22 protein-coding genes are annotated in these 20,131 nt (G+C 59.6%); 6 read left to right on the forward strand and 16 right to left on the reverse strand.

The window, feature by feature from the left end:
* Nucleotides 1–10: 10 nt before the first annotated feature.
* Nucleotides 11–1,351, reverse strand: coding sequence for a TRZ/ATZ family hydrolase (locus tag EO087_RS08280; protein ID WP_128898456.1), 1,341 nt, complete (start codon nucleotides 1,349–1,351; stop codon nucleotides 11–13).
* Between the two features lie 328 nt (nucleotides 1,352–1,679).
* Nucleotides 1,680–2,246: an elongation factor P gene (gene efp / locus EO087_RS08285; protein WP_128898457.1), complete on the reverse strand. Its 567-nt coding sequence runs from the start codon at nucleotides 2,244–2,246 to the stop codon at nucleotides 1,680–1,682.
* An 85-nt stretch (nucleotides 2,247–2,331) separates the two neighbouring features.
* Between efp and epmB the strand changes: the two genes are divergently transcribed.
* Nucleotides 2,332–3,345: an EF-P beta-lysylation protein EpmB gene (gene epmB / locus EO087_RS08290; protein WP_128898458.1), complete on the forward strand. Its 1,014-nt coding sequence runs from the start codon at nucleotides 2,332–2,334 to the stop codon at nucleotides 3,343–3,345.
* 61 nt (nucleotides 3,346–3,406) lie between these two features.
* Nucleotides 3,407–5,461 (forward strand): EAL domain-containing protein, encoded by a 2,055-nt coding sequence (locus EO087_RS08295; protein ID WP_128898459.1) that lies wholly within the window; start codon nucleotides 3,407–3,409, stop codon nucleotides 5,459–5,461.
* A gap of 245 nt (nucleotides 5,462–5,706) precedes the next feature.
* On the opposite strand, the gene rplS is transcribed toward EO087_RS08295, so the two are convergent.
* The 5 genes from rplS to ffh all read right to left on the reverse strand — a co-directional run bounded on the left by rplS (nucleotide 5,707) and on the right by ffh (nucleotide 9,261).
* Nucleotides 5,707–6,069 (reverse strand): 50S ribosomal protein L19, encoded by a 363-nt coding sequence (rplS, locus tag EO087_RS08300; protein WP_128898460.1) that lies wholly within the window; start codon nucleotides 6,067–6,069, stop codon nucleotides 5,707–5,709.
* 18 nt (nucleotides 6,070–6,087) lie between these two features.
* Nucleotides 6,088–6,876, reverse strand: coding sequence for a tRNA (guanosine(37)-N1)-methyltransferase TrmD (gene trmD / locus EO087_RS08305; protein ID WP_128898461.1), 789 nt, complete (start codon nucleotides 6,874–6,876; stop codon nucleotides 6,088–6,090).
* 15 nt (nucleotides 6,877–6,891) lie between these two features.
* On the reverse strand, nucleotides 6,892–7,407 hold the full coding sequence (rimM, locus tag EO087_RS08310) for a ribosome maturation factor RimM (protein ID WP_128898462.1): 516 nt from the start codon (nucleotides 7,405–7,407) through the stop codon (nucleotides 6,892–6,894).
* A 2-nt stretch (nucleotides 7,408–7,409) separates the two neighbouring features.
* Entirely contained in the window at nucleotides 7,410–7,664 is a 255-nt protein-coding gene (rpsP, locus tag EO087_RS08315) for a 30S ribosomal protein S16 (protein WP_128898463.1), read from the reverse strand.
* Between the two features lie 214 nt (nucleotides 7,665–7,878).
* Nucleotides 7,879–9,261: a signal recognition particle protein gene (gene ffh, locus EO087_RS08320; protein ID WP_128898464.1), complete on the reverse strand. Its 1,383-nt coding sequence runs from the start codon at nucleotides 9,259–9,261 to the stop codon at nucleotides 7,879–7,881.
* A gap of 168 nt (nucleotides 9,262–9,429) precedes the next feature.
* Here ffh and ccsA point away from each other — a divergent pair, with 168 nt between their 5' ends.
* Nucleotides 9,430–10,257, forward strand: a complete 828-nt coding sequence (ccsA, locus tag EO087_RS08325; RefSeq protein ID WP_240669000.1) for a cytochrome c biogenesis protein CcsA — start codon at nucleotides 9,430–9,432, stop codon at nucleotides 10,255–10,257.
* Nucleotides 10,258–10,454: 197 nt separating this feature from the next.
* Here the strand turns inward: ccsA and radA are convergent, their stop codons facing one another.
* From radA to EO087_RS08370, 9 genes are all read right to left on the reverse strand, one after another.
* A complete protein-coding gene (gene radA / locus EO087_RS08330; RefSeq protein WP_128898465.1) occupies nucleotides 10,455–11,834 on the reverse strand; it encodes a DNA repair protein RadA in 1,380 nt (459 codons plus the stop codon).
* A 111-nt stretch (nucleotides 11,835–11,945) separates the two neighbouring features.
* Nucleotides 11,946–12,272, reverse strand: coding sequence for a type II toxin-antitoxin system RelE/ParE family toxin (locus tag EO087_RS08335; protein ID WP_205744336.1), 327 nt, complete (start codon nucleotides 12,270–12,272; stop codon nucleotides 11,946–11,948).
* A gap of 82 nt (nucleotides 12,273–12,354) precedes the next feature.
* On the reverse strand, nucleotides 12,355–12,630 hold the full coding sequence (locus EO087_RS08340) for a type II toxin-antitoxin system Phd/YefM family antitoxin (protein WP_128898467.1): 276 nt from the start codon (nucleotides 12,628–12,630) through the stop codon (nucleotides 12,355–12,357).
* 57 nt (nucleotides 12,631–12,687) lie between these two features.
* Nucleotides 12,688–13,776, reverse strand: coding sequence for an alanine racemase (alr, locus tag EO087_RS08345; RefSeq protein ID WP_128898468.1), 1,089 nt, complete (start codon nucleotides 13,774–13,776; stop codon nucleotides 12,688–12,690).
* A 125-nt stretch (nucleotides 13,777–13,901) separates the two neighbouring features.
* Complete coding sequence (locus EO087_RS08350) at nucleotides 13,902–15,299, reverse strand: replicative DNA helicase (RefSeq protein WP_128898469.1); 1,398 nt, start codon at nucleotides 15,297–15,299, stop codon at nucleotides 13,902–13,904.
* Nucleotides 15,300–15,615: 316 nt separating this feature from the next.
* On the reverse strand, nucleotides 15,616–16,068 hold the full coding sequence (gene rplI / locus EO087_RS08355; protein ID WP_128898470.1) for a 50S ribosomal protein L9: 453 nt from the start codon (nucleotides 16,066–16,068) through the stop codon (nucleotides 15,616–15,618).
* Between the two features lie 217 nt (nucleotides 16,069–16,285).
* Nucleotides 16,286–16,516, reverse strand: coding sequence for a 30S ribosomal protein S18 (gene rpsR / locus EO087_RS08360; RefSeq protein ID WP_074552179.1), 231 nt, complete (start codon nucleotides 16,514–16,516; stop codon nucleotides 16,286–16,288).
* 16 nt (nucleotides 16,517–16,532) lie between these two features.
* Nucleotides 16,533–16,955, reverse strand: a complete 423-nt coding sequence (gene rpsF, locus EO087_RS08365; RefSeq protein WP_240669187.1) for a 30S ribosomal protein S6 — start codon at nucleotides 16,953–16,955, stop codon at nucleotides 16,533–16,535.
* 173 nt (nucleotides 16,956–17,128) lie between these two features.
* A complete protein-coding gene (locus EO087_RS08370) occupies nucleotides 17,129–17,455 on the reverse strand; it encodes an iron-sulfur cluster assembly accessory protein (RefSeq protein WP_128898472.1) in 327 nt (108 codons plus the stop codon).
* Nucleotides 17,456–17,585: 130 nt separating this feature from the next.
* On the opposite strand from EO087_RS08370, the gene asnS reads away from it, so the two are divergent.
* From asnS to EO087_RS08385, 3 genes are read left to right on the forward strand one after another with little or no spacing between them, the layout of a single operon-like run.
* Nucleotides 17,586–18,986, forward strand: a complete 1,401-nt coding sequence (asnS, locus tag EO087_RS08375) for an asparagine--tRNA ligase (protein WP_128898473.1) — start codon at nucleotides 17,586–17,588, stop codon at nucleotides 18,984–18,986.
* A 12-nt stretch (nucleotides 18,987–18,998) separates the two neighbouring features.
* Nucleotides 18,999–19,793, forward strand: a complete 795-nt coding sequence (locus tag EO087_RS08380) for a MalM family protein (RefSeq protein ID WP_128898474.1) — start codon at nucleotides 18,999–19,001, stop codon at nucleotides 19,791–19,793.
* Nucleotides 19,790–20,119 carry a hypothetical protein gene (locus tag EO087_RS08385; RefSeq protein ID WP_240669001.1) on the forward strand — a complete coding sequence of 110 codons (330 nt, stop codon included), beginning with the start codon at nucleotides 19,790–19,792 and terminating at the stop codon, nucleotides 20,117–20,119. The genes EO087_RS08380 and EO087_RS08385 overlap by 4 nt, the downstream gene beginning before the upstream one ends.
* Nucleotides 20,120–20,131: the final 12 nt, after the last annotated feature.

Below are 20,131 nucleotides of genomic sequence, written 5' to 3' on the forward strand. Positions count from 1 at the left end.
AAATTATCCATTAAGCAAGATCCAACGCAGCGATGCGCTCGCGCCATGCATGGGTGCGCGCCATCATACCGGCCACATCCATATCCACCAGTTCTCGTGCGGCGAGTTTGCGCTTGCCGGCAATCCACACATCGCTCACTTGATGCCGGCCGGCCGCGTACACAAGCTGCGAGATGATGTGGAACAGCGGCTGAGTTTCAATGTCGCTGAGCCGCACGGCGGCTAGGTCGGCCTGCTTGCCGACTTCGATCGAACCGACGCTTGCGTCCAGGCCGATGGCTTTCGCCGCGTTAATCGTTGCCGCGCGCAGTGCATAGCCCGCATCGAAGGCAGCGGCATCTTCCGCAACCGCCTTGGCCAGCAATGCCGCGGTACGCATCTCGCCGAACATGTCCAGATCGTTGTTGGAGGCGCAGCCGTCGGTGCCGATGGCGACGTTTACGCCTGCCTTGCGCAGCTTTTCTACCGGGGAAAAACCCGAAGCCAACTTCAGATTGGACTCCGGGCAATGCACCACGGACACCCCGGCTTCGGCGCAAGTGGCGATTTCATCATCGGTAAGCTGGGTCATGTGTACGGCAATCAGGCGATCATTGATCAGACCTAGCTTTTGCAAGCGCTGGAACGGACGCAGGCCGCTCTTGTGGCGCTCCTCTTCCACTTCATGCGCGGTTTCGTGCAGGTGCAAATGCACGGGAATATCCAGTTGGTCGGCCAGTACGCGAATGCGTTCGAATGATTCGTCCGACACCGTATAGGGTGCATGCGGCCCGAAGGCCGTGCGAACCAGCGCATCATGACGAAAGTTGTCGTGCACCTCGACGGCGCGCTCGAAGTATTCATCTTGTGTGCGTGCCCAGGCGGTGGGGAACTTGATCACCGGCAAGGCAATCACTGCGCGGAACCCCAACTTGTGGTAAGTCGCGCCAATGGCATCGGGGAAGAAGTAGTTCTCGTTGGCACAGGTGGTGCCGCCGCGAATCATTTCGGCGACGGAAAGCTCCACGCCGTCGTGCACGAATTCGGGGCCAATCACCTTGGCCTCGACCGGCCAGATGTGCTGTTGCAACCAGACCATCAGCGGCAGGTCGTCGGCAAGGCCGCGCATCAGGATCATCGGGTTGTGGGTGTGCGTGTTGATGAGACCCGGGATCAGCACATGCTCGCCCAGTTCAACACGTTCGCGCGGTGCGTATGTCTTTTGCGCGTCGGCAATCGGCAGGATAGCGACGATGCGATCAGCATTCACGGCTACCGCGTGATGCTCCAGCACCATGTTGTGCGGTTCAACCGGAACGACCCAGCGGGCCTCGATAAGGAGATCGACGGTCTGCGGGGCGTTCTGGCTCATCGTTATTCGCCTTGCTGGAGAGAGGATATGAAGTGGGGCGGCACATCTTACGATGCCCGCCCCACTTGGATGGCCGTCTAGTGCCAGATGGATTCGTGAGTTGCACACAAAAGGGGATTGTGCGTTTGGCACGACCCGTTGAAACAGGACCTCCGCCTGCGCCTGTCTCTTGATCACATTTCCTTAAGCCCGAGATGCTCGTTTTTTCGCTTGTCGTTCCGGCGCAGGCCTATTGCTGTCCGGGGAAAAAGTGTGAACGAAGTTCGCGCGCCTATTTCGCGTGCTTCGCACGGCATATTTACACTGGATCCCGGCCTGCGCCAGCTCGTCACTTGATGCGCTTGGTGTATTCGCCGGTGCGGGTGTCGACTTCGATGATTTCGTCCTGATTCACAAACAACGGCACGCGTACCACGGCACCGGTTTCCAGCTTGGCTGGCTTGCCACCACCGCCTGACGTATCGCCACGCAGACCTGGGTCGGTTTCGACGATCTTGAGCTGGACGAAGTTCGGCGCCTGGATCGAGATCGGGCGACCGTTCCACAACGTGACCACGCACTCTTCCTCGCCCTTCAGCCACTTGGCCGCATCGGACATCGCGGTGGCGTCAGCCTGGTGCTGCTCGAACGACTCCTGGTGCATGAAATGCCAGAACTCGCCATCACTGTAGAGGTACTGCATATCGGTATCGACCACGTCCGCACCCTCGTAGGAGTCGCTGGACTTGAGCGTCTTTTCGGTGGTGCGGCCGTTGAGCAGGTTGCGGATCTTGATACGGGTGAAGGCCTGCCCCTTGCCCGGTTTAATGAACTCCGCCTCGGTGATAATGTAGGGATCGCCGTCGACGATGATCTTCAGACCGTTCTTGACGCCATTAAGGTCGTAGGTGGCCATGCACTTCGCTCCAATAAGGAAAACCGCTGCCATCAGCGGCTAAAATAGATAGTTTCAGGGGCCACAGGCCCGCATGCAGCTCTCTATGATAACCGTAAGCCCCAGCACCCGCATTACATCGTCCGCCCCACCCGATTGGCGCCGGCTCTGGCGCGATGCGATCACCGACAGCCGCGAGCTGCTTGATTTGCTCGATCTAGGTCACCTGGCCTCCCGCCTACCAGCCGCGGACGCGGGCTTTGCCTTGCGCGTACCGCACGGCTTCGCCACGCGCATGCGCAAGGGTGACGCGAGCGACCCACTGCTACTGCAGGTGCTTCCGCAATTAGCGGAACTGGACCTGGTGCCAGGGTTCGTGACGGATGCCGTGGGCGACCTGGCTTCCCGCGAAACGCAGGGGGTCCTGCACAAGTACCAGGGCCGAGCCCTGCTGATTGCCAGTGGCAGTTGCGCCATCCATTGCCGTTATTGCTTCCGCCGACACTTCCCATATGGCGATGAGATAGCTGCGTCGAACCAGTGGCGTCAGGCCCTGGAACAGGTCGCTCAGGACAAGTCAATGAACGAATTGATCCTTTCCGGTGGCGACCCGCTGGCACTGGCCACCCACAAGCTCGAAGAACTCAGCCGAGGCTTGGCCGACCTGCCGCACGTCATCCGGCTGCGCATCCATACCCGCCTGCCAGTGGTGTTGCCCGAACGCATCGACGGGTCATTTGTCGAGTGGCTGAGCGCATTGCCTTTGCAGAAGGTCGTGGTGCTGCACGCCAATCACGCCAATGAGTTCGATCCCGCCGTGGATGCTGCCTGCGCAAGTTTGCGCGACGCGGGCGCCACGCTGCTCAACCAGTCTGTGCTCCTGCGTGGGATCAATGACACCACCGATGCCTTGGTAGCGCTGTCCGAGCGCATGTTTGCCGCTGGTGTGCTGCCCTATTATCTGCACCAGCTCGATCGTGTGCGGGGTGCGGCACATTTCGAGGTTGCAGACGACAAGGCGCAAACGCTGATCGAGGATATGCGCAGTCGCCTGCCCGGCTATCTCGTGCCCAAGCTGGTCCGCGAAGTGGCGGGCGACCCGTCAAAGCGCCCGCTCTGACGCCGTAAGTGATTGACCTAGTGGTGTCTCACAAGTAACGCGATAGGTAGCACGACGCCCCATGAAGACAGACGCCGTTATCAAGATCCTCTTCATCGAGAATTCGGTCGAGGACGCGGAACAGATCATTACGTTATTGCGCAACGCGGGCATTGCCGTTCGCCCCGCTCGCGCAACGACAAACGAACAGATTCATGCGGCGCTGGAGGAACTTGGCCCGGATCTGGTGCTGTTCAACCCTGGTGTGCACAGCTTGCCATTACGCAGTGTGACCCAACAGATCGATGCCAGCGCGCGCGACATCGCGCTGATTGCGTGCGTTGCCAAAATGGACGACCAGGGCATCGCCGACTTGTTTCAGAACGGTGTCCAGGGCGTCGGCTCGCGCAACCAGCCCAAGCATCTGATCACGGTCATCAAGCGCGAATTCGATGCGCTGAACACGCGTCGGCAGGTGCGCCGGCTGGAATCTGCCCTGCGTGAGTCCGAGCGCCGCTGCGATGCCCTTTTGGATTCCTCCAACGATCCCATCGCCTATGTGCACGAAGGCATGCACGTACGCGCTAATCGGTCCTATCTAGATACCTTTGGCTACGCTGACGATGAGGAACTGCTCGGCCTGCCGGTGCTGGACCTGATCGGTCCAGCCGATGCCAACGCCTTCAAGAACCTGCTGCGCGCGCTGTCGCGCGGGGAAAAAACCGAGTACCAGCTTGAGCTGAATGCACGCCGCGCCGATGGCAGCACCTTCCTAGCCACAGCCGAGTTTGCCCACGCCACTTTTGAAGGTGAAACCTGCCTGCAGATCGTGTTCCGCCGCCAGCACGGCGATCCGTCGCTGGTGGCGCAACTACAACGCGATGCCATCACTGGCCTTTACAACCGCACACGCACCCTGGAATGCATCGACAACGCAGTGGCTGCCGCCAATGAAGGGCGTAAGGGTCAGAGCCTACTGCTGATCGAGCCGGACAACTGGACGCAAATCGTGAACGGTATCGGCCTCAGCAAGGCAGATGAACTACTGGCTGCTTTTGCGCAGCGCGTCAGTATGCAATTAGATCAGAAAGATATTGCGGGCCTGCTTGCGGATCACACAATTGGCGTCATCCTGCACACAGAAAGCGATGAAGCAATCCGCGAATGGATCGACACACTGCAGCAGGTCATCTCGCGCGAGATTTTCGACCTCGGCACGCAATCGATCACACTGACCACCAGCATCGGCGGCAGCCTGCTCGGCGAGAAGAATGCCAACACCGATATGTTGCTTAACCAGGCCAGCCAAGCCTTGCGCAGCGCGCAGAGCCAAGGCGGCAATCGCATCGAGCTACATGATCCGGCGGCCCGCGAAAAGGCCGATGCCGAGCGCGAAGGCAACTGGCTTGGCCTGCTGCGTCAGGCCCTGACACAGAACGAGTTCGTGTTGTACCACCAGCAGAGCATCAGCCTGCAGGATGTCGAAGGCGATTATTCGGAAATTCTCTTGCGCATGAATGGTCCGCAGAGTGAAGTGCTGCCCGGCTTCTTCCTACCTATCGCCGAGAAGCACGGCCTCAATGCCGAGATCGATCGCTGGGTGCTCAATCAGACCATCAACGCGCTGAAATCCCGTGAAAAGCTGGACTTCCCTACGACGTTCTTCGTCAAGCTCACACCCGATTCGCTGCAACCACAAGCCAATCTGTTGCCATGGCTAGATCGCACGCTGAAGCAGGCCAACCTCAAAAATGGCCGTCTGGTGCTGGAAATGACGGAAAGCAAGGTCGTGACCCTGCTGCGTCCTGCACAGACATTCATCACCGGCTGGAAGCAACTCGGCGGCTTCTTTGCGCTGGAGCAGTTCGGATCGGGCCTGAACTCCTTCCAGTTGCTCAATCACATCGATGCTGATTATCTGAAAATCGATCGCAGCTTCATGGCTAATCTTCCCCAGCATCCAGAGAATCAGAAGAAGATCACCGAGATCTGCCTTCAGGCGCACGAATTGAAGCGCCTGACAGTGGCCGAGTGGGTGGAAGATGCAGCCAGCACGTCGATGTTGTTCGCTTGCGGCGTGGACTTTGTGCAGGGTAACTTTCTGCAGGAGCCGCAGCGGCTGGTGGTGAATGTGTAACGGCATCAGGGCCTGACGGCTGTTACGCTCTTGTCCCCCATGGAACGTTTATGACAGAAGCCGGCGTCAAGCAGCACTTCCTTGAGCCTCTCACAATGCCCCCATTAGCCCTTGGGGTTCAGCGGGCCGTGGTTTTCTATCCATGCGATACCTCCCGCGAAACGGAACGGCGCCAACAAGCGTCCAAGAAAAGCAAAAGCCCCGCGGATCGATCCTTGGGGCCTTTTTGCATAGCTATATGCTGATTACTCGGCGGTGGAGGCACCGATGTCTTCTTTGATACGAGCAGCCTTGCCTTCCAAACCACGCAGGTAGTACAGCTTGGCACCACGCACTTTGCCCTTGCGCTTCACCGTAACCGATTCGATGGTCGGGCTGTGCGCCTGGAATACGCGCTCCACACCGGTACCGTGCGAAATCTTGCGCACAGTGAAAGCCGAATGCAGGCCACGGCTGCGCTTGGCGATGACAACACCCTCGAACGCCTGCACGCGTTCGCGGTTACCTTCCTTCACCTTGACGTTGACCACCACGGTGTCGCCAGGGCCGAACTCCGGCAGCTGGCGGGTGATCTGCTCGGCTTCGAACTGTTCGATGATCTTGTTCATGACAACACCTGTCTTTGTTCAATGATTGCGGTCTTCGTTGGCCGCATCGTTTTGCCGCGCCTGCATCTGTTGTGCATATTCGCGGCGGAATTCATCCAACAGCGCACGGGATTCCTTATCCAGCGCGCGCTGCGCCAATAAATCAGGACGTCGCAACCAAGTCCGCCCCAGCGCTTGCTTCAGACGCCAGCGGCGGATGGCCGCATGATCGCCGGAAAGCAACACCTCCGGTACGTCGCCCAGCGCATCGTGCACCGGCTTCGCGTAATGCGGACAATCGAGCAACCCGTTCGAGAACGAATCCTGCTCGGCCGATTGCGCGTCGTTCAACGCACCATTCTGCAAGCGGCCTACGGCATCAATAATCACCGCGGCGCCCAGCTCACCACCGGACAGCACATAATCGCCGATGGAAAGCTCCTCGTCGACTTCGTGCGCCAGTAGACGCTCGTCCACACCTTCGTAACGTCCGCAGAGCAAGGCGATGCGCGGCAGCTTCGCCAACACCTCCACCCTACCCTGCGTCAGCCGCGCTCCTTGCGGACTGAGGTAAATCACGTGCACCGGACCTGGTGCAGCCTTGCGTACCGCCTTAAGGGCTGCCCGCAAAGGCTCGATCAGCATCACCATGCCGGGACCACCGCCGCAGGTGCGGCCATCCACGGTACGGTAATTGTCAGTGGCGTAATCGCGCGGGCTCCAGGTTTCCACCTGCAACAGCTCACGCTGCTGCGCGCGTCCTACCACACCAACAGCGGCGCACTGACGCATGAAGTCGGGAAACAGCGTGACGACATCGATGCGCATCCAGGCCCTCAATCTTCAGAATTCAGGGTCCCAATCCACCACCATGCGTCCGTCGGACAAATCCACCGAACGCACGTAAACACCCTGGACGAAAGGAACAAGCCGCTCGCGCTCGCCATCCCTTACCACCACCACATCGTTGGCGCCGGTTGCGAACAGGTGGCTAATCCGTCCTAACGCCACGCCTTCCGTGGTAACGACCTCAAGACCTTCGAGATCGACCCAGTAATATTCATCCTTATCAGGCTGCGGCAGCAACTCACGGGCGACATAAACATCTTGCCCCACCAGAGCGGCTGCGACGTCCCGATCATCCATCCCCGGCAACTTGGCCACGAGGCCTTTGCCTTGGGGATGACCTTTGATACCCACAACCTCCGTTTCCTGACCCGGCACCAACGAGAGCAGCCAGGGCTGATACTTGAAGATCTGCGCGCGGGGTTCGGTCCAGGATTCAACCTTGAGCCAGCCCTGCACGCCATACAACCCGACGATGCGTCCGACCAGGACGCGCCGACCGGCTGCCATCATGCTCAGGCAGCCTGCTGCTTGCCGGCTTCCTTCACCAACGAGACGACCTTATCGCTCAATTGGGCGCCCTTGGACACCCATTCCTGAATGCGTGCCACGTTCAGCTCAAGGCGCTTGTCCTTGCCCGAAGCGACCGGATTGTAGAAACCCACGCTCTCGATATTGCGGCCATCACGAGCACTGCGCGAGTCGGTCACAACGACGTGGTAGAACGGACGGCCCTTGGCGCCGCCGCGCGAAAGACGAATCTTGACCATAGTAAAAGCTCCAGAGTTGCCGGCATGCCCGGCAAACGCGCCCTGGGACGGGCGCGGTAAACGGGACATTTTAATGAAATCTGGGGAAAAAGAAAGGGTACTGGGCGCAGGGAATCGTAAATCGTCAATCGGGAATGGTTAAAAAGCGGGAATTGCCTGCCCAGCGCATCCTGCTCTTAACGATTGACGATTTCCGATTGACGATTTCCGGCTCTCAGCGCATCGGCGGGAAGCCACCACCCATGCCGCCCATACCCTTCATAGCGCCACGCATCTGCCGCAGCAGGCCCTTGGTGCCGCCTTTGGAGAGTTTGGACATCATTCTTTCCATCTGTATGTATTGCTTCAGCAAGCGGTTTACATCCGCAGGCTGTGTGCCTGAGCCCTTGGCCACGCGGGCGCGCCGGGAGCCATTCAGCAGATCTGGATGGCGGCGTTCTTTCTTCGTCATCGAACTGATGATCGCGACCATGTGTCTGATCTCGCCATCGCTGACATTGGACTTTACGTTCTCAGGCAGACCAGAGACACCCGGCAGCTTGTCCATCAAGCCAGCCAGCCCCCCCATGTTGGTCATCTGCTCAAGTTGATCGCGCATATCATTGAGATCGAAGCGCTTGCCCTTCATCACCTTGGTGGCGAGCTTCTGCGCTTTTTCCTGGTCGACCTTGCGCTCCATTTCCTCCACCAGCGACAGCACGTCACCCATGCCGAGAATGCGCTGCGCCACACGATCAGGATGGAACGGCTCCAGTGCGTCAGTCTTCTCGCCTGCGCCGAGGAATTTGATCGGGCGCCCGGTGACATAGCGCACCGAGAGCGCAGCGCCGCCACGCGCATCACCGTCGGTCTTAGTCAGCACCACGCCGGTAAGCGGCAACGCCTCGCTGAAGGCCTTTGCGGTGTTGGCGGCATCCTGGCCGGTCATCGAGTCGACCACGAACAGAGTTTCGATCGGCGTGACGACGGCGTGCAGCGCTTTGATTTCCTCCATCATCGCCTCGTCGACGTGCAGTCGGCCGGCAGTGTCGATCAGCAGCACATCCATCACCTCCTTGCGTGCCGCCACCATCGCTGCCTTAGCGATATCAACCGGATCCTGGCCACCTTCGGACGGGAAAAACGTCACACCAACCTGCTCGGCCAGCGTACACAATTGCTCGATCGCCGCCGGACGATAGACGTCGCAGCTCACCACCATCACGCGCTTTTTTTTGCGCTCGGTAAGGAAGCGCGCCAGCTTGGCCACGGTGGTGGTTTTACCCGCGCCTTGCAAACCGGCCATCAGCACCACCGCGGGTGGCTGCTGGGCGAGGTTGAGTTCGCTGTTCGCCGTGCCCATCACCGCTGTCAGCTCGTCACTGACCACTTTTACCAGCGCCTGACCAGGCGACAGACTCTTGAGCACTTCCTGCCCTACCGCACGCACCTTCACACGCTCGACCAACGCTTGCACCACGGGCAAGGCCACGTCAGCCTCGAGCAGGGCAATGCGCACCTCGCGCAAGCTTTCGCGAATGTTTTCCTCAGTCAGGCGGCCGCGACCGCGCAAGCGGTTGACGGTGGTAGAGAGGCGTTGGCTGAGCGTCTCGAACATGATGGACTGGACCTTGGGATTGACCTTCAAATATACCAGACCCGTGAAAGCCGTCCGGGATGGCTTCTATCCCCGATTCACCAGCAGTCCCGCCCGCAAAATGGCCAATGCGTCACATCCGGGACCAAACGCAGGGACGATTCGCCACGTTCATCCTGTCCAAGCTGTATGCGACACTTGCAGGCCATGCTGCCCGCACTCTCGATCTTCGCCATCCTCTGCTACCTGTTCGCCAGCCTGCTGCTGGCGCGGCCGCTGCTTGGCCGAAGCTCCAGCGCACCCGCTGCATTCGCTCGCCCTGCATTGGCTATTGCCACGGTGGCGGTTCTTGCGCATGCCAGCGGATTGCTGGCCATGCATCGTGGCGCTCTGGATCTGCACTTCTTCGCAGCGCTGTCGCTGGTGGCTTGCGTGATGTCAGCACTCACTTTGCTGGTAAACCTCACCCGCCCGGTTGCTACGCTTGGTGTGATCGTGTTTCCACTTAGCGCCCTGCTGCTTTGGGTCGACAGCTTCCTGGCGCCGCCTACCATGCCAATCTCGATGGACTGGCATATCAAGCTACACGTTACGGTGGCCTTGTTGGCCTTCTGTGTACTTGCTATTGCCGCGGCGATGGCGATTTTGCTCGCTGTGCAGGAGCGTGCCTTGCGTCATCGCCAACTGGGGCCGTGGCTAAGTGCGCTTCCACCACTCACATTGACCGAATCGCTGTTGTTTCGCCTGATCGGCGCCGGCTTCACGCTGCTATCGCTGACTCTGCTTACGGGCACGCTATTTGTCGACAATCTGTTCGGGCAGCATCTAGTGCACAAGACCGTGCTGTCCATCATTGCGTGGCTGGTCTTCGGCACCTTGCTGTACGGCCGCTGGCGGCATGGCTGGCGTGGGCGCAGCGCGGTGAATCTCACCCTGATCGGCATGGGGGTGCTGGCGCTGGCATTTTTCGGCTCGAAATTCGTGCTGGAAGTGATTCTGCGCCGCGCAGTGGATTAAGGATGCTCTTTCTATTCCACGCACCCGGCATGACGTGCAGAAGGCCCGCAGGCTGTGTTGCGTGGCGCAGGGCAGACTGGCCGTCTGTTCAAGCCGCGCGGCACAGCCTGCGGGCCTTCCGCACGTCACCCCGTCCTTTAGATTCAATATGTTGGAGCGGAATAGATCAGAGCATCCTTAAGGCAGCGCTGCCTTAATCAGCGGCAAGCATCGATGGCTTGCGCCAATCGCTCGACCCCGATCACTTCCATCTCGCCAACCCTGCCCTTCTTGGGCGCATTGGCCTTCGGCACGATGGCGCGCTGAAAACCATGATGGGAGGCCTCCTTCATGCGCTCCTCACCGTTGGGCACCGGGCGAATTTCGCCGGATAAACCCACTTCGCCGAAGGCAATGGTTTTCTCCGGCAAGGGGCGATCGCGCAAGGACGAGAGCACCGCCAGCAACACCGGCAGATCGGCAGCGGTTTCCTGCACACGAATACCACCGACGACGTTGACGAATACATCCTGGTCGTACGCCGCTACACCGCCGTGCCGATGCAGCACGGCCAGCAGCATGGCCAAGCGGTTTTGCTCAAGGCCCAAGGCGACTCGCCTGGGATTGCCGAGCGAGGATTGATCGACCAGCGCCTGCACTTCCACCAGCAGCGGACGCGTACCCTCGCGCGTCACCATCACGGCGCTGCCGGAAGTCGGTCCGCTATGTGCGGACAGGAAAATCGCCGAAGGATTGGGCACCTCGCGCAAGCCCTTCTCGGACATCGCGAATACACCCAGTTCGTTCACCGCACCAAAGCGATTCTTGAAGGCTCGCAGCACGCGGAAACGACTGCCGGATTCGCCTTCGAAATACAACACGGCATCGACCATGTGTTCGAGCACGCGCGGGCCGGCGATACCACCTTCCTTGGTGACGTGCCCAACCAGGAAAACCGAAGTACCGGTCTCCTTCGCGAAACGCGTAAGCTTGGCCGCCGATTCACGCACTTGGCTCACCGAGCCCGGTGCAGCGGCCAGCAGATCGGTCCAGATCGTCTGGATGGAGTCGATCACCAGCACCCGTGGCCGCGATGCTGCGACTTGATCGAGAATGCGCTCGATGCAGGTTTCGGCCAGCGCGTGCAAAGGCTGCAGGGGCAGATCCAGTCGTTGCGCGCGCGCAGCCACTTGCGCCAGCGATTCCTCGCCGGTGACGTAGACGCTGGGCAGTTTTTCGCCGAGTTTGCCGAGCATTTGCAGCAGCAAGGTGGATTTGCCGATGCCGGGATCGCCGCCAATCAGCACCACCGAGCCGTCGACCAGGCCACCGCCCAGCACACGGTCGAATTCGCCGATACCGGTGAGCGTGCGCGACTCGGCAGTTACCAGCACATCAGTCAGCGGGGTAACTCGCGCCACACCATTGGCGACACCCGCATAGCCACTTTGCCTGGCCGCCCCTACCGACTTCTGCGCCGGCTGCACCACGAACTCCGACAGCGTGTTCCACGCGCCGCATTCCACGCATTGGCCCTGCCATTTGTTGTGTTCGGCACCGCAATCGGCGCAGACGTAGGCGGTTTTGGCTTTGGCCATGGCGTTAGATGCGGGAGTTCAATGGGAAGAGCTTAGCTTGTGGTGGTCGCAGGCGGCGAGACAACGGTGACGATAGATTCGCCCGCCATATCAGGCTCAAGGCGTAAGCATTCAGACGTCAAGTAATCGCTGAGCAAGTAGCGATCGCATATCGCGCCGGCCATCAGCAACGACATCAATAAAAACCTGCTCGCCCAGAACGCGGTAGATAATTCGCCACGGCTCTCGGATGAGCTGGCGATATTGCGTCAAGCCCAAGCCCATAAGCTCACGGGGACAACTACCACGCTCAGGCATGCTGGCTAGCGAATCAACCACCTGCACCAATTCATCCAGCATCTGCACCGCCCGAGCGACACTATCGTTGGCAGCGATGTAGTCGTAGATGGACTCTAGGTCGCGTTCCGCCCCAGCTCCAATCCGTACTTCGTAGCGCATTATGGACCCTCTGATTTATTCCTACGTACCCGTCACCGCATACAGTGCGGTGACGGGTACGTAGGAATAAATCAGAGGGTCCTTAAGGTGATTTGTACTTGGCTTTAAGCCTGGCAACCACCTCTTCGATCGGAGTGGTACGGCCCGCCTCGACGTCCTTTTGCCCGAGAGCCAGTATCTTCAACAATGCCAGGGTTTCTTGCGTCTTCTCATACGAGAAGATGTCCTGAATCACCGCCTTGGCCTCACCGTTCTGGGTGATGATCATCGGCTCGTGCGTCTGGGCGAGCTTTTCCAGCACTTCGGCCGCGTTGGCCTTCAAGTAGCTGATCGGCTTGATTTGCGATGCCAGGCTCATGGTGACGACCCTCCACTGGATTGAATGGACTAAATATAGTCCTTTAACAGTCCTGACTCAATGTTCGTCTTCGACGAACAACACTCGCCGGGTCATCCCGCAGGTCAGGTCATAGCTGATGGTGCCGGCCTGGGCGGCGATGATTTCTACCGGCAGCCCCGGTCCCCACAGCGTTACCCGATCGCCCACCTTGGTCTCCGGCACCTCGCGCAGATCGAGGGTGATGAGATCCATCGATACGCGCCCGATCAACGGCACGCGCCGGTCGCCCACCAGCACCGGTGTGCCGGCAACGGCGCTGCGCGGGTAACCATCTCCGTAGCCGACGGCAGCAACGCCGACCGGCATATCCTCCGGGCACTCCCACAAACCGTTGTAGCCAATGCGTTCGCCGCGCTTGATCTGATTGATGGCGATCAGACGCGTGGACAGCGTCATGGCTGCGCGAAAGCCGAAATCTGCACCGCTTTTGCCTTCCACTACGGAAAGCCCGTACAACAGACCGCCCGTGCGCACCCAGTCGCCACGTGCATCCGGCCAACCGAGAACGGCCGCGGAGTTGGAGAGCGAGCGCGGTCCGGACAAGCCCGCCGTCGCCTGCTGGAATCGCTCGATCTGTTCGCGGGTGCGCTCGCCGTCGAACACCTCCGACTCCGCAAAGTGAGTCATCAAACCAACGTCCGGATCGATGCCGGCCATGCCGATCAATTGCGCGTGCACGGCCGCCGCGCGCTCGGGTGCAAAGCCCAGCCGATGCATGCCGCTGTCGACTTTCAGCCAGACTCGCAGACGTCCACGCATCGGCGACGCTTCGGACAACCCATGCAGTTGGCTTTCATGATGAATCGCCGCATCCAGGCCCAAGCGCTGCATTTCGGCGATGTCACCAGCTTGGTCGGGACCGGACAGCACCACGATGCGCTGCCGATGCCTGGCGGCGCGCAAACGCAAACCATCACCGAGAGAAGCCACCGCGAACGCGTCCGCCGCGCCGTCCAGCGCACGGGCGACACGCTCCAGGCCATGCCCGTAGGCGTCGGCCTTGACCACCGCCATGACCATGGCCGGCGACGCCAGCGCGCGAATCCGCTCGAGGTTATGGCGCAGTGCACCCAGATGGATAGTGGCAACAGTGGTACGGCTCATGGTTCCTGATGTGCTCTGAAAAGCGGCTTCCATACAGCAAAAACGCCTACCCGCGGCATCATAGGTTACCCACCGGCGAGCGGCGGATCAGGACATTGTGATGGCAAAGCGCGGGCAGCAATCGCTTAGAAGTGCCCGGTGTAGGTATCAGGGCTGTAGTTTTCGAACTTGGTGTAGTGCCCCAGGAAGGTCAGCTTCACCATATCGGTGGGACCGTTACGTTGCTTGCCGATGATGATTTCGGCCAGGCCCTTGTCCGGCGATTCCTTGTTGTAGTACTCGTCACGGTAGATGAACATGATCACATCGGCATCCTGCTCGATAGCGCCGGATTCGCGCAGGTCAGACATCATCGGACGCTTGTCGGCGCGTTGTTCCAGCGAACGGTTCAACTGCGACAGTGCGATCACTGGGACGTTGAGTTCCTTGGCCAGGCCCTTCAGCGAGCGGGAGATTTCCGAGATTTCCGTCGCGCGGTTTTCCTTGTTGCCCGGCACCTGCATGAGTTGCAGGTAGTCGATCACGATCATGCCCAAGCCGCCATGTTCGCGCGCAAGGCGGCGCGAACGCGAACGCACTTCCACCGGCGAAAGACTTGGCGTGTCATCAATGAAGATTTTGGCCTCTGACAACAGCGCAATCGCGTTGGTGACACGCGGCCAGTCTTCTTCGGCCAGATCGCCGTTGCGTAGATGCTGCTGGTGGATACGGCCAACGGAGGAAATCAAACGAAATGCCAACTGGGATGCGGACATTTCCATCGAAAATATCGCGACCGGTTTTTTCGCACGCAGGGCACAGGCTTCGGCGATGTTGACCGAGAACGCGGTCTTGCCCATCGATGGACGCGCCGCAACGATGATCAGGTCCGAAGGCTGCAAGCCGGAAGTGAGATTGTCCAGATCGGCAAAACCGGTGGAGATACCGGTGAGCTGGCCGCGATTTTGATAGCGCTCGTGCAGGATGCGAAAAGCATCTTTCACCGCCTCGCGCATCGAAACCGTGTCTTTCTTACCACGTGCACCAGATTCGGCAATGTGGAACACGCGCTGTTCGGCGGTTTCCAGCACCTCCTGCACGCTCTTGCCTTCCGGCCGATAGCCATCCTCGGTAATCGAGGTACCCGCATCGATCAACTGGCGCAGCACGGATTTCTCGCGCACGATTTCCGCGTAAGCCGCAATATTCGCGGCACTCGGCGTGCTGTTGGCCAGCTCGACCAGATAGCCGGCGCCCCCCACCATCTCGGCCAGGCCATTGGCCTCGAACCAGTCGCCAAGGGTCACCCCATCGCACGGCATGCCTTTGTTGGCCAATTCGGTGATGGCGCGCCAGATCAGCCGATGGTCGCGGCGGTAGAAATCTTGTTCGCCAAGCTTGTCCGCGACCTTATCAAGCGCCTCCGGAGCCAGCATCAAACCGCCAAGCACCGCCTGTTCCGCATCGATGGAGTGCGGGGGAACCCGCAGGGCTTCGATAGCGCTGTTGTTATTGCCGGATTTGCGTTCAGTCACGAAGGACATGGACATTCCCTGTAGCAAGGAAGGTGCACAAAACCATGTAGGCAGGCACAAGCTGCGAGCATACGCGGCGTAGTCTCAAGGGACGAGACAATAAGTCTGTGGATATCTTGTGGAAGTGTGGGGATAAAGCTGGGAATCGGGAATCGGGAATCGGGAATCGGGAATCGGGAATCGGGAATCGGGAATCGAAAAGCAGAGAGGCACCTGCGTCAATGCACAAGTGCCTCTCGACTTTTTTTATGACTTCAAAATGCGCGGCAAGCGAAACAGCTATGACCTCGCCATGATTCGAGTCCCGAGTCCCGAGTCCCAGCGCTTAAGCCTTCTCGGCGACCACGATCACCTTGATCGCACCCTGTACGTCGGCGTGCAGGCTGATCACCACTTCAAACTCGCCGACGTGGCGGATCGGGCCTTCGCCCTGGATCACCTCGCCCTTATGGATGTCGTGACCTGCAGTCTGCAAGGCTTCGGCGATCTCGCGCGGACCGACCGAACCGTACAACTTGCCTTCGGGGCTAGCGTTGGCGCTGATGGTCACCGACACGTCAGCCAGCCTGGCCTTGCGCGAATCAGCGTCGGTCAGCAGCTTGTTGGCCTTGGCTTCGTATTCAGCTCGGCGGGCTTCGAAAGCCGCTAGGCTTTCAGCGTTGACACGCGCAGCCTTGCCCTGCGGCAGCAGGTAGTTGCGACCGTAACCTGGCTTCACCTTGACCTTGTCGCCAAGCTTGCCGAGGTTGCGCACGTTTTCAAGAAGAATCAGTTCCATGGGTTAATCCTCAATTCGTTAGCACCGGTGTGGCTCGATGCAGCCGTGGACGGTTGTCCGAAATCGTCTAGCGATCTCTCCCATTTGGAGAGGTCTGGGGTGAGGGGATGCGCTTGCCTTGGACGTTATTCGAAGCGTGCTCCGAATAAATGTCTTGGCGAGGCTGCCCCTCACCTCGGCCCTCTCCCCAGAGAGGGAGAGGAGGAAAAACACAACCTCAAACGTCGTGGTTGTCGGTATACGGCAGCAGCGCTAGGAAACGGGCGCGCTTGATGGCCGTGGCCAACTGGCGTTGGTAGCGAGCCTTGGTGCCGGTGATGCGGCTGGGAACGATCTTGCCGTTCTCAGTGATGTACTGGCGCAGCGTGTTGAGATCCTTATAGTCGATCTCTTTGACGTTTTCGGCCGTGAAGCGGCAGAACTTGCGGCGGCGGAAGAACTTGGACATGGGTCTGGGCTCCTAATCAGTCTTCAAGATCAACATCGTCGCTGTCGACGCGACCCACACGGCGGTCATCGCCATCGGCGGCGTCGTCACGGCGGCGGGAAGACTTGGCATCGTCCTTTTCCTTGCTCTTCAGGATGAAGGATTGCTCGGTCTCGGCCTCGTCGCGCTTGACGACCAGGTGGCGTAGTACGGCATCGTTGAAGCGGAAACCCGATTCCAGCTCGTTCAGCACGGTCTGGCTCACTTCGATGTTCAGCATGACGTAGTGAGCCTTGGCCAGGTTCACGATCGGGTAGGCCAGTTGGCGGCGTCCCCAATCTTCCAGGCGGTGGATCTTGCCGCCGTCGGCCGTGATCAGCGTCTTGTAGCGCTCGATCATCGCCGGAACCTGCTCGCTCTGGTCAGGGTGGACCAGAAACACTACTTCGTAATGACGCAAGGTCATCGGAGAAACTCCTTATGGATGCGACCCTTGTGGGTCAAACAGCCTCCCGCCGGTGCGGTGAGGCAAGAGACTGTCTGCGCCTGTTTGGTGCAGACAGAAGCGGAATTCTAAGGGAAATCAATCATTCAGCGCAAGACGCTGAATGATTGGAAAAGGAAAAGCAGCACTCAGCCGACCGTAAAGCTCTCGCCGCAGCCGCACTCGCCAGTGGCATTGGGGTTGCTGAACACGAAGCTGGCGTTCAACCCCTGCCTCTGGAAATCGATCACAGTGCCATCCACCAGCGGCAGACTCTTGGTATCCACGATCACTGGCACGCCGTCGACCTGGAGGATCTGGTCGTCAGCGCTGGCTTTATCAGCCAAGTCCACCACATAAGCGAAACCCGAACAGCCGGTGCGCTTTACACCAAAGCGGACGCCGGCAGCCGCAGGCGACTGTGCGAGAAACTGGCGCATGCGTTGATTGGCGGACGGGGTAATCGAAATAGTCATAACGACAACGGTTCTGATTCGGCACTTGGGGCATGCATGGCATGTCGCAGTGCGGGCAAAGCCTACATTATCATGCTTGCTTACCCTCACGCCCTTAACAAATGGGCGCATTCCCCAGGAGTTTCAATCCATGACGGTGGTCAGCGTCAAACAGGCTCTTTCCGGCAAGCTCGAAGCCGGCAGCAAGGTAACCGTACGCGGCTGGGTGCGCACCCGGCGCGATTCCAAAGCTGGCCTGTCCTTCGTGAATATCAGCGACGGCTCCTGCTTCGATCCCATCCAGGCCGTGGTGCCCGCCACCGTGGGCAATTATGAAACCGAGGTAAAGCACCTCTCTGCCGGCGCCGGCGTGATCGCCACCGGTACCCTGATGCCCTCCCAGGGCAAGGGCCAGGCGTTCGAACTCCAGACTGATAGCGTGGTCGTGACTGGAATGGTCGACGATCCGGAAACCTACCCGATCCAGCCTAAGCAGCATTCAATGGAATTCTTGCGCGAAGTGGCCCACCTGCGTCCGCGCACCAACCTGTTCGGTGCGATCACGCGCGTGCGTCACACAATGATGATGGCGATCCATCGCCATCTCACCGAGCAGGGCTTCTTCTGGATCAACACGCCCATCATCACCACCTCGGATGCCGAGGGCGCGGGCGACATGTTCCGCCTGTCCACGCTGGACCTGGCCAACCTGCCGCGCGATGACAAGGGCAAGATCGATTTCCGCAAGGATTTCTTCGGCCGCGAAGCCTTTCTCACCGTATCCGGCCAGCTCAACGTCGAGGCGTACTGCCTGGCCATGAGCAGGGTCTATACCTTCGGCCCGACCTTCCGCGCCGAAAACTCCAACACGCCACGCCATCTGGCCGAATTCTGGATGGTGGAACCGGAAATCGCCTTTGCTGACCTCCACGCCAATGCCGACTGCGCCGAGGCTTTCCTCAAGGCGATCTTCAAGACAGTGTTGGAAGAACGCCACGACGACATGGCGTTCTTTGCAGAACGCGTGTTGCCAGATGCGATCACACGCCTTGAGAACTTCATCGCCCAGCCGTTCGCGCGCATCGATTACACCGAGGTCATCGACATCCTCAAAAAGTCCAGCCACAACTTCGAATTCCCAGTGACCTGGGGCGTCGATCTACAGACCGAGCACGAGCGTTACCTGGCCGAGAAGCACGTCGGCCGCCCAGTGGTGGTCATGAACTATCCCGAACAGATCAAGGCATTCTACATGCGCCTTAACGACGACGAAAAAACCGTCGCGGCCATGGACGTGCTCGCTCCGGGCATCGGCGAAATCATCGGCGGCAGCCAACGCGAGGAACGCCTGGACTACCTCGACCGCCGCATGACCCAGTTTGGTCTCGATATTGCCACCTACGACTGGTACCGTGACCTGCGCCGCTATGGCACCGTGCCTCACGCCGGCTTCGGTCTCGGCTTCGAACGCCTGCTGGTGTATATCTGCGGATTGCAGAACATCCGCGATGCCATCCCTTACCCCCGTGTGGCGGGGAGTGCCGAATTCTGATCGACATCCGCTATGCGTTTCCGACTGCTACTCACGTTTGCCGCCATCCTGCTGCTAGGTGCTTGCCATAACGTCAAGTTGCCCAGCTTGCCGAACATCCTGCCGGAAAGCCCGCCAACCAAGACGTTGGCGGACGCCAGGAAAGAGCTCGACCAGGCGACGCCCTGTTGCACCAGCTTCGCTGACTTCTCCTTCCAGAATCAGTTGCCCTGGACGCCCCAGCAGTTCGTGCTGGACAGCGGCAGCCAAGTAGCAGCGATCAACGGTGCGCATAGCTACTTCTTGAGCTTCAAACTGCCTGCCGATGCCAAGCTGCCGTACAAGATCGCTCTGAAATCCGAGCTCAACGGCCGCGCGGCGGGCAACAGCAGTTACCTGTTTGCACCCACCATCGTGCAGCTCAACAACGCCTTCCAGCCGATCGATACGCAAGATGTGAAGCTATGCGAATACATGGGCTGGAGCAGCAGCGACAGCGGTGCTTTCGGCAGCGTCACCGTGACCGACAAGCGGGCGCGCTATGTCGTGGTGTACAGCTCCGGCAAGCAGCAGACCAACAACACGTATTGGGAGCAGTCAGCCAGTACCTTCTCCACCACCAACACCGCCACGCCGGCTGCGGTCACCGTGGGTGTCAGCTACAAGATCCAGCACGGTCCAGACGGCACGATCTGGGTTGGCATGATGGACAAGACGTACGCCGAGGCCGTGAACAAGGCGGTATGTGGCAAGGCTCCGCAGGGTGATGGTGTGCTGCATACCCTTCGCAACGATATCCCCGTCCACTTGAGCTGGAGCGGCCTTTGATTCTGTTGGCGCTCTACATCGGGTTGTTGCTGATCGGCCTTGCCTGCTTCATTACGCATGCCGTCTTGCCGTTTCGTATTGCCAAACATCTGCGCCTGGATTATCCGCAGCACTGGAAAGTGATCGTGGACACCGGCGCGGGCACCCAGGCCGCGCACGGGCCACAACTGTGGCTGCGCATGCAGCACGTGCTGCGATCGCCGGCCATCGCAGCGATCGACGATGTTTCGATCACGCGCCTGTGGTGCACCTGGCGTTACAGTCAGTGGATCGCCTGGGGTTGCTGGATCGCGGCGCTGGCACTGCAGTGGCATAGTCGTAGCTAACATAAAGTTCCA

It is taken from the genome of Dyella sp. M7H15-1 (assembly GCF_004114615.1).
Taxonomy (GTDB): Bacteria; Pseudomonadota; Gammaproteobacteria; order Xanthomonadales; family Rhodanobacteraceae; genus Dyella_B.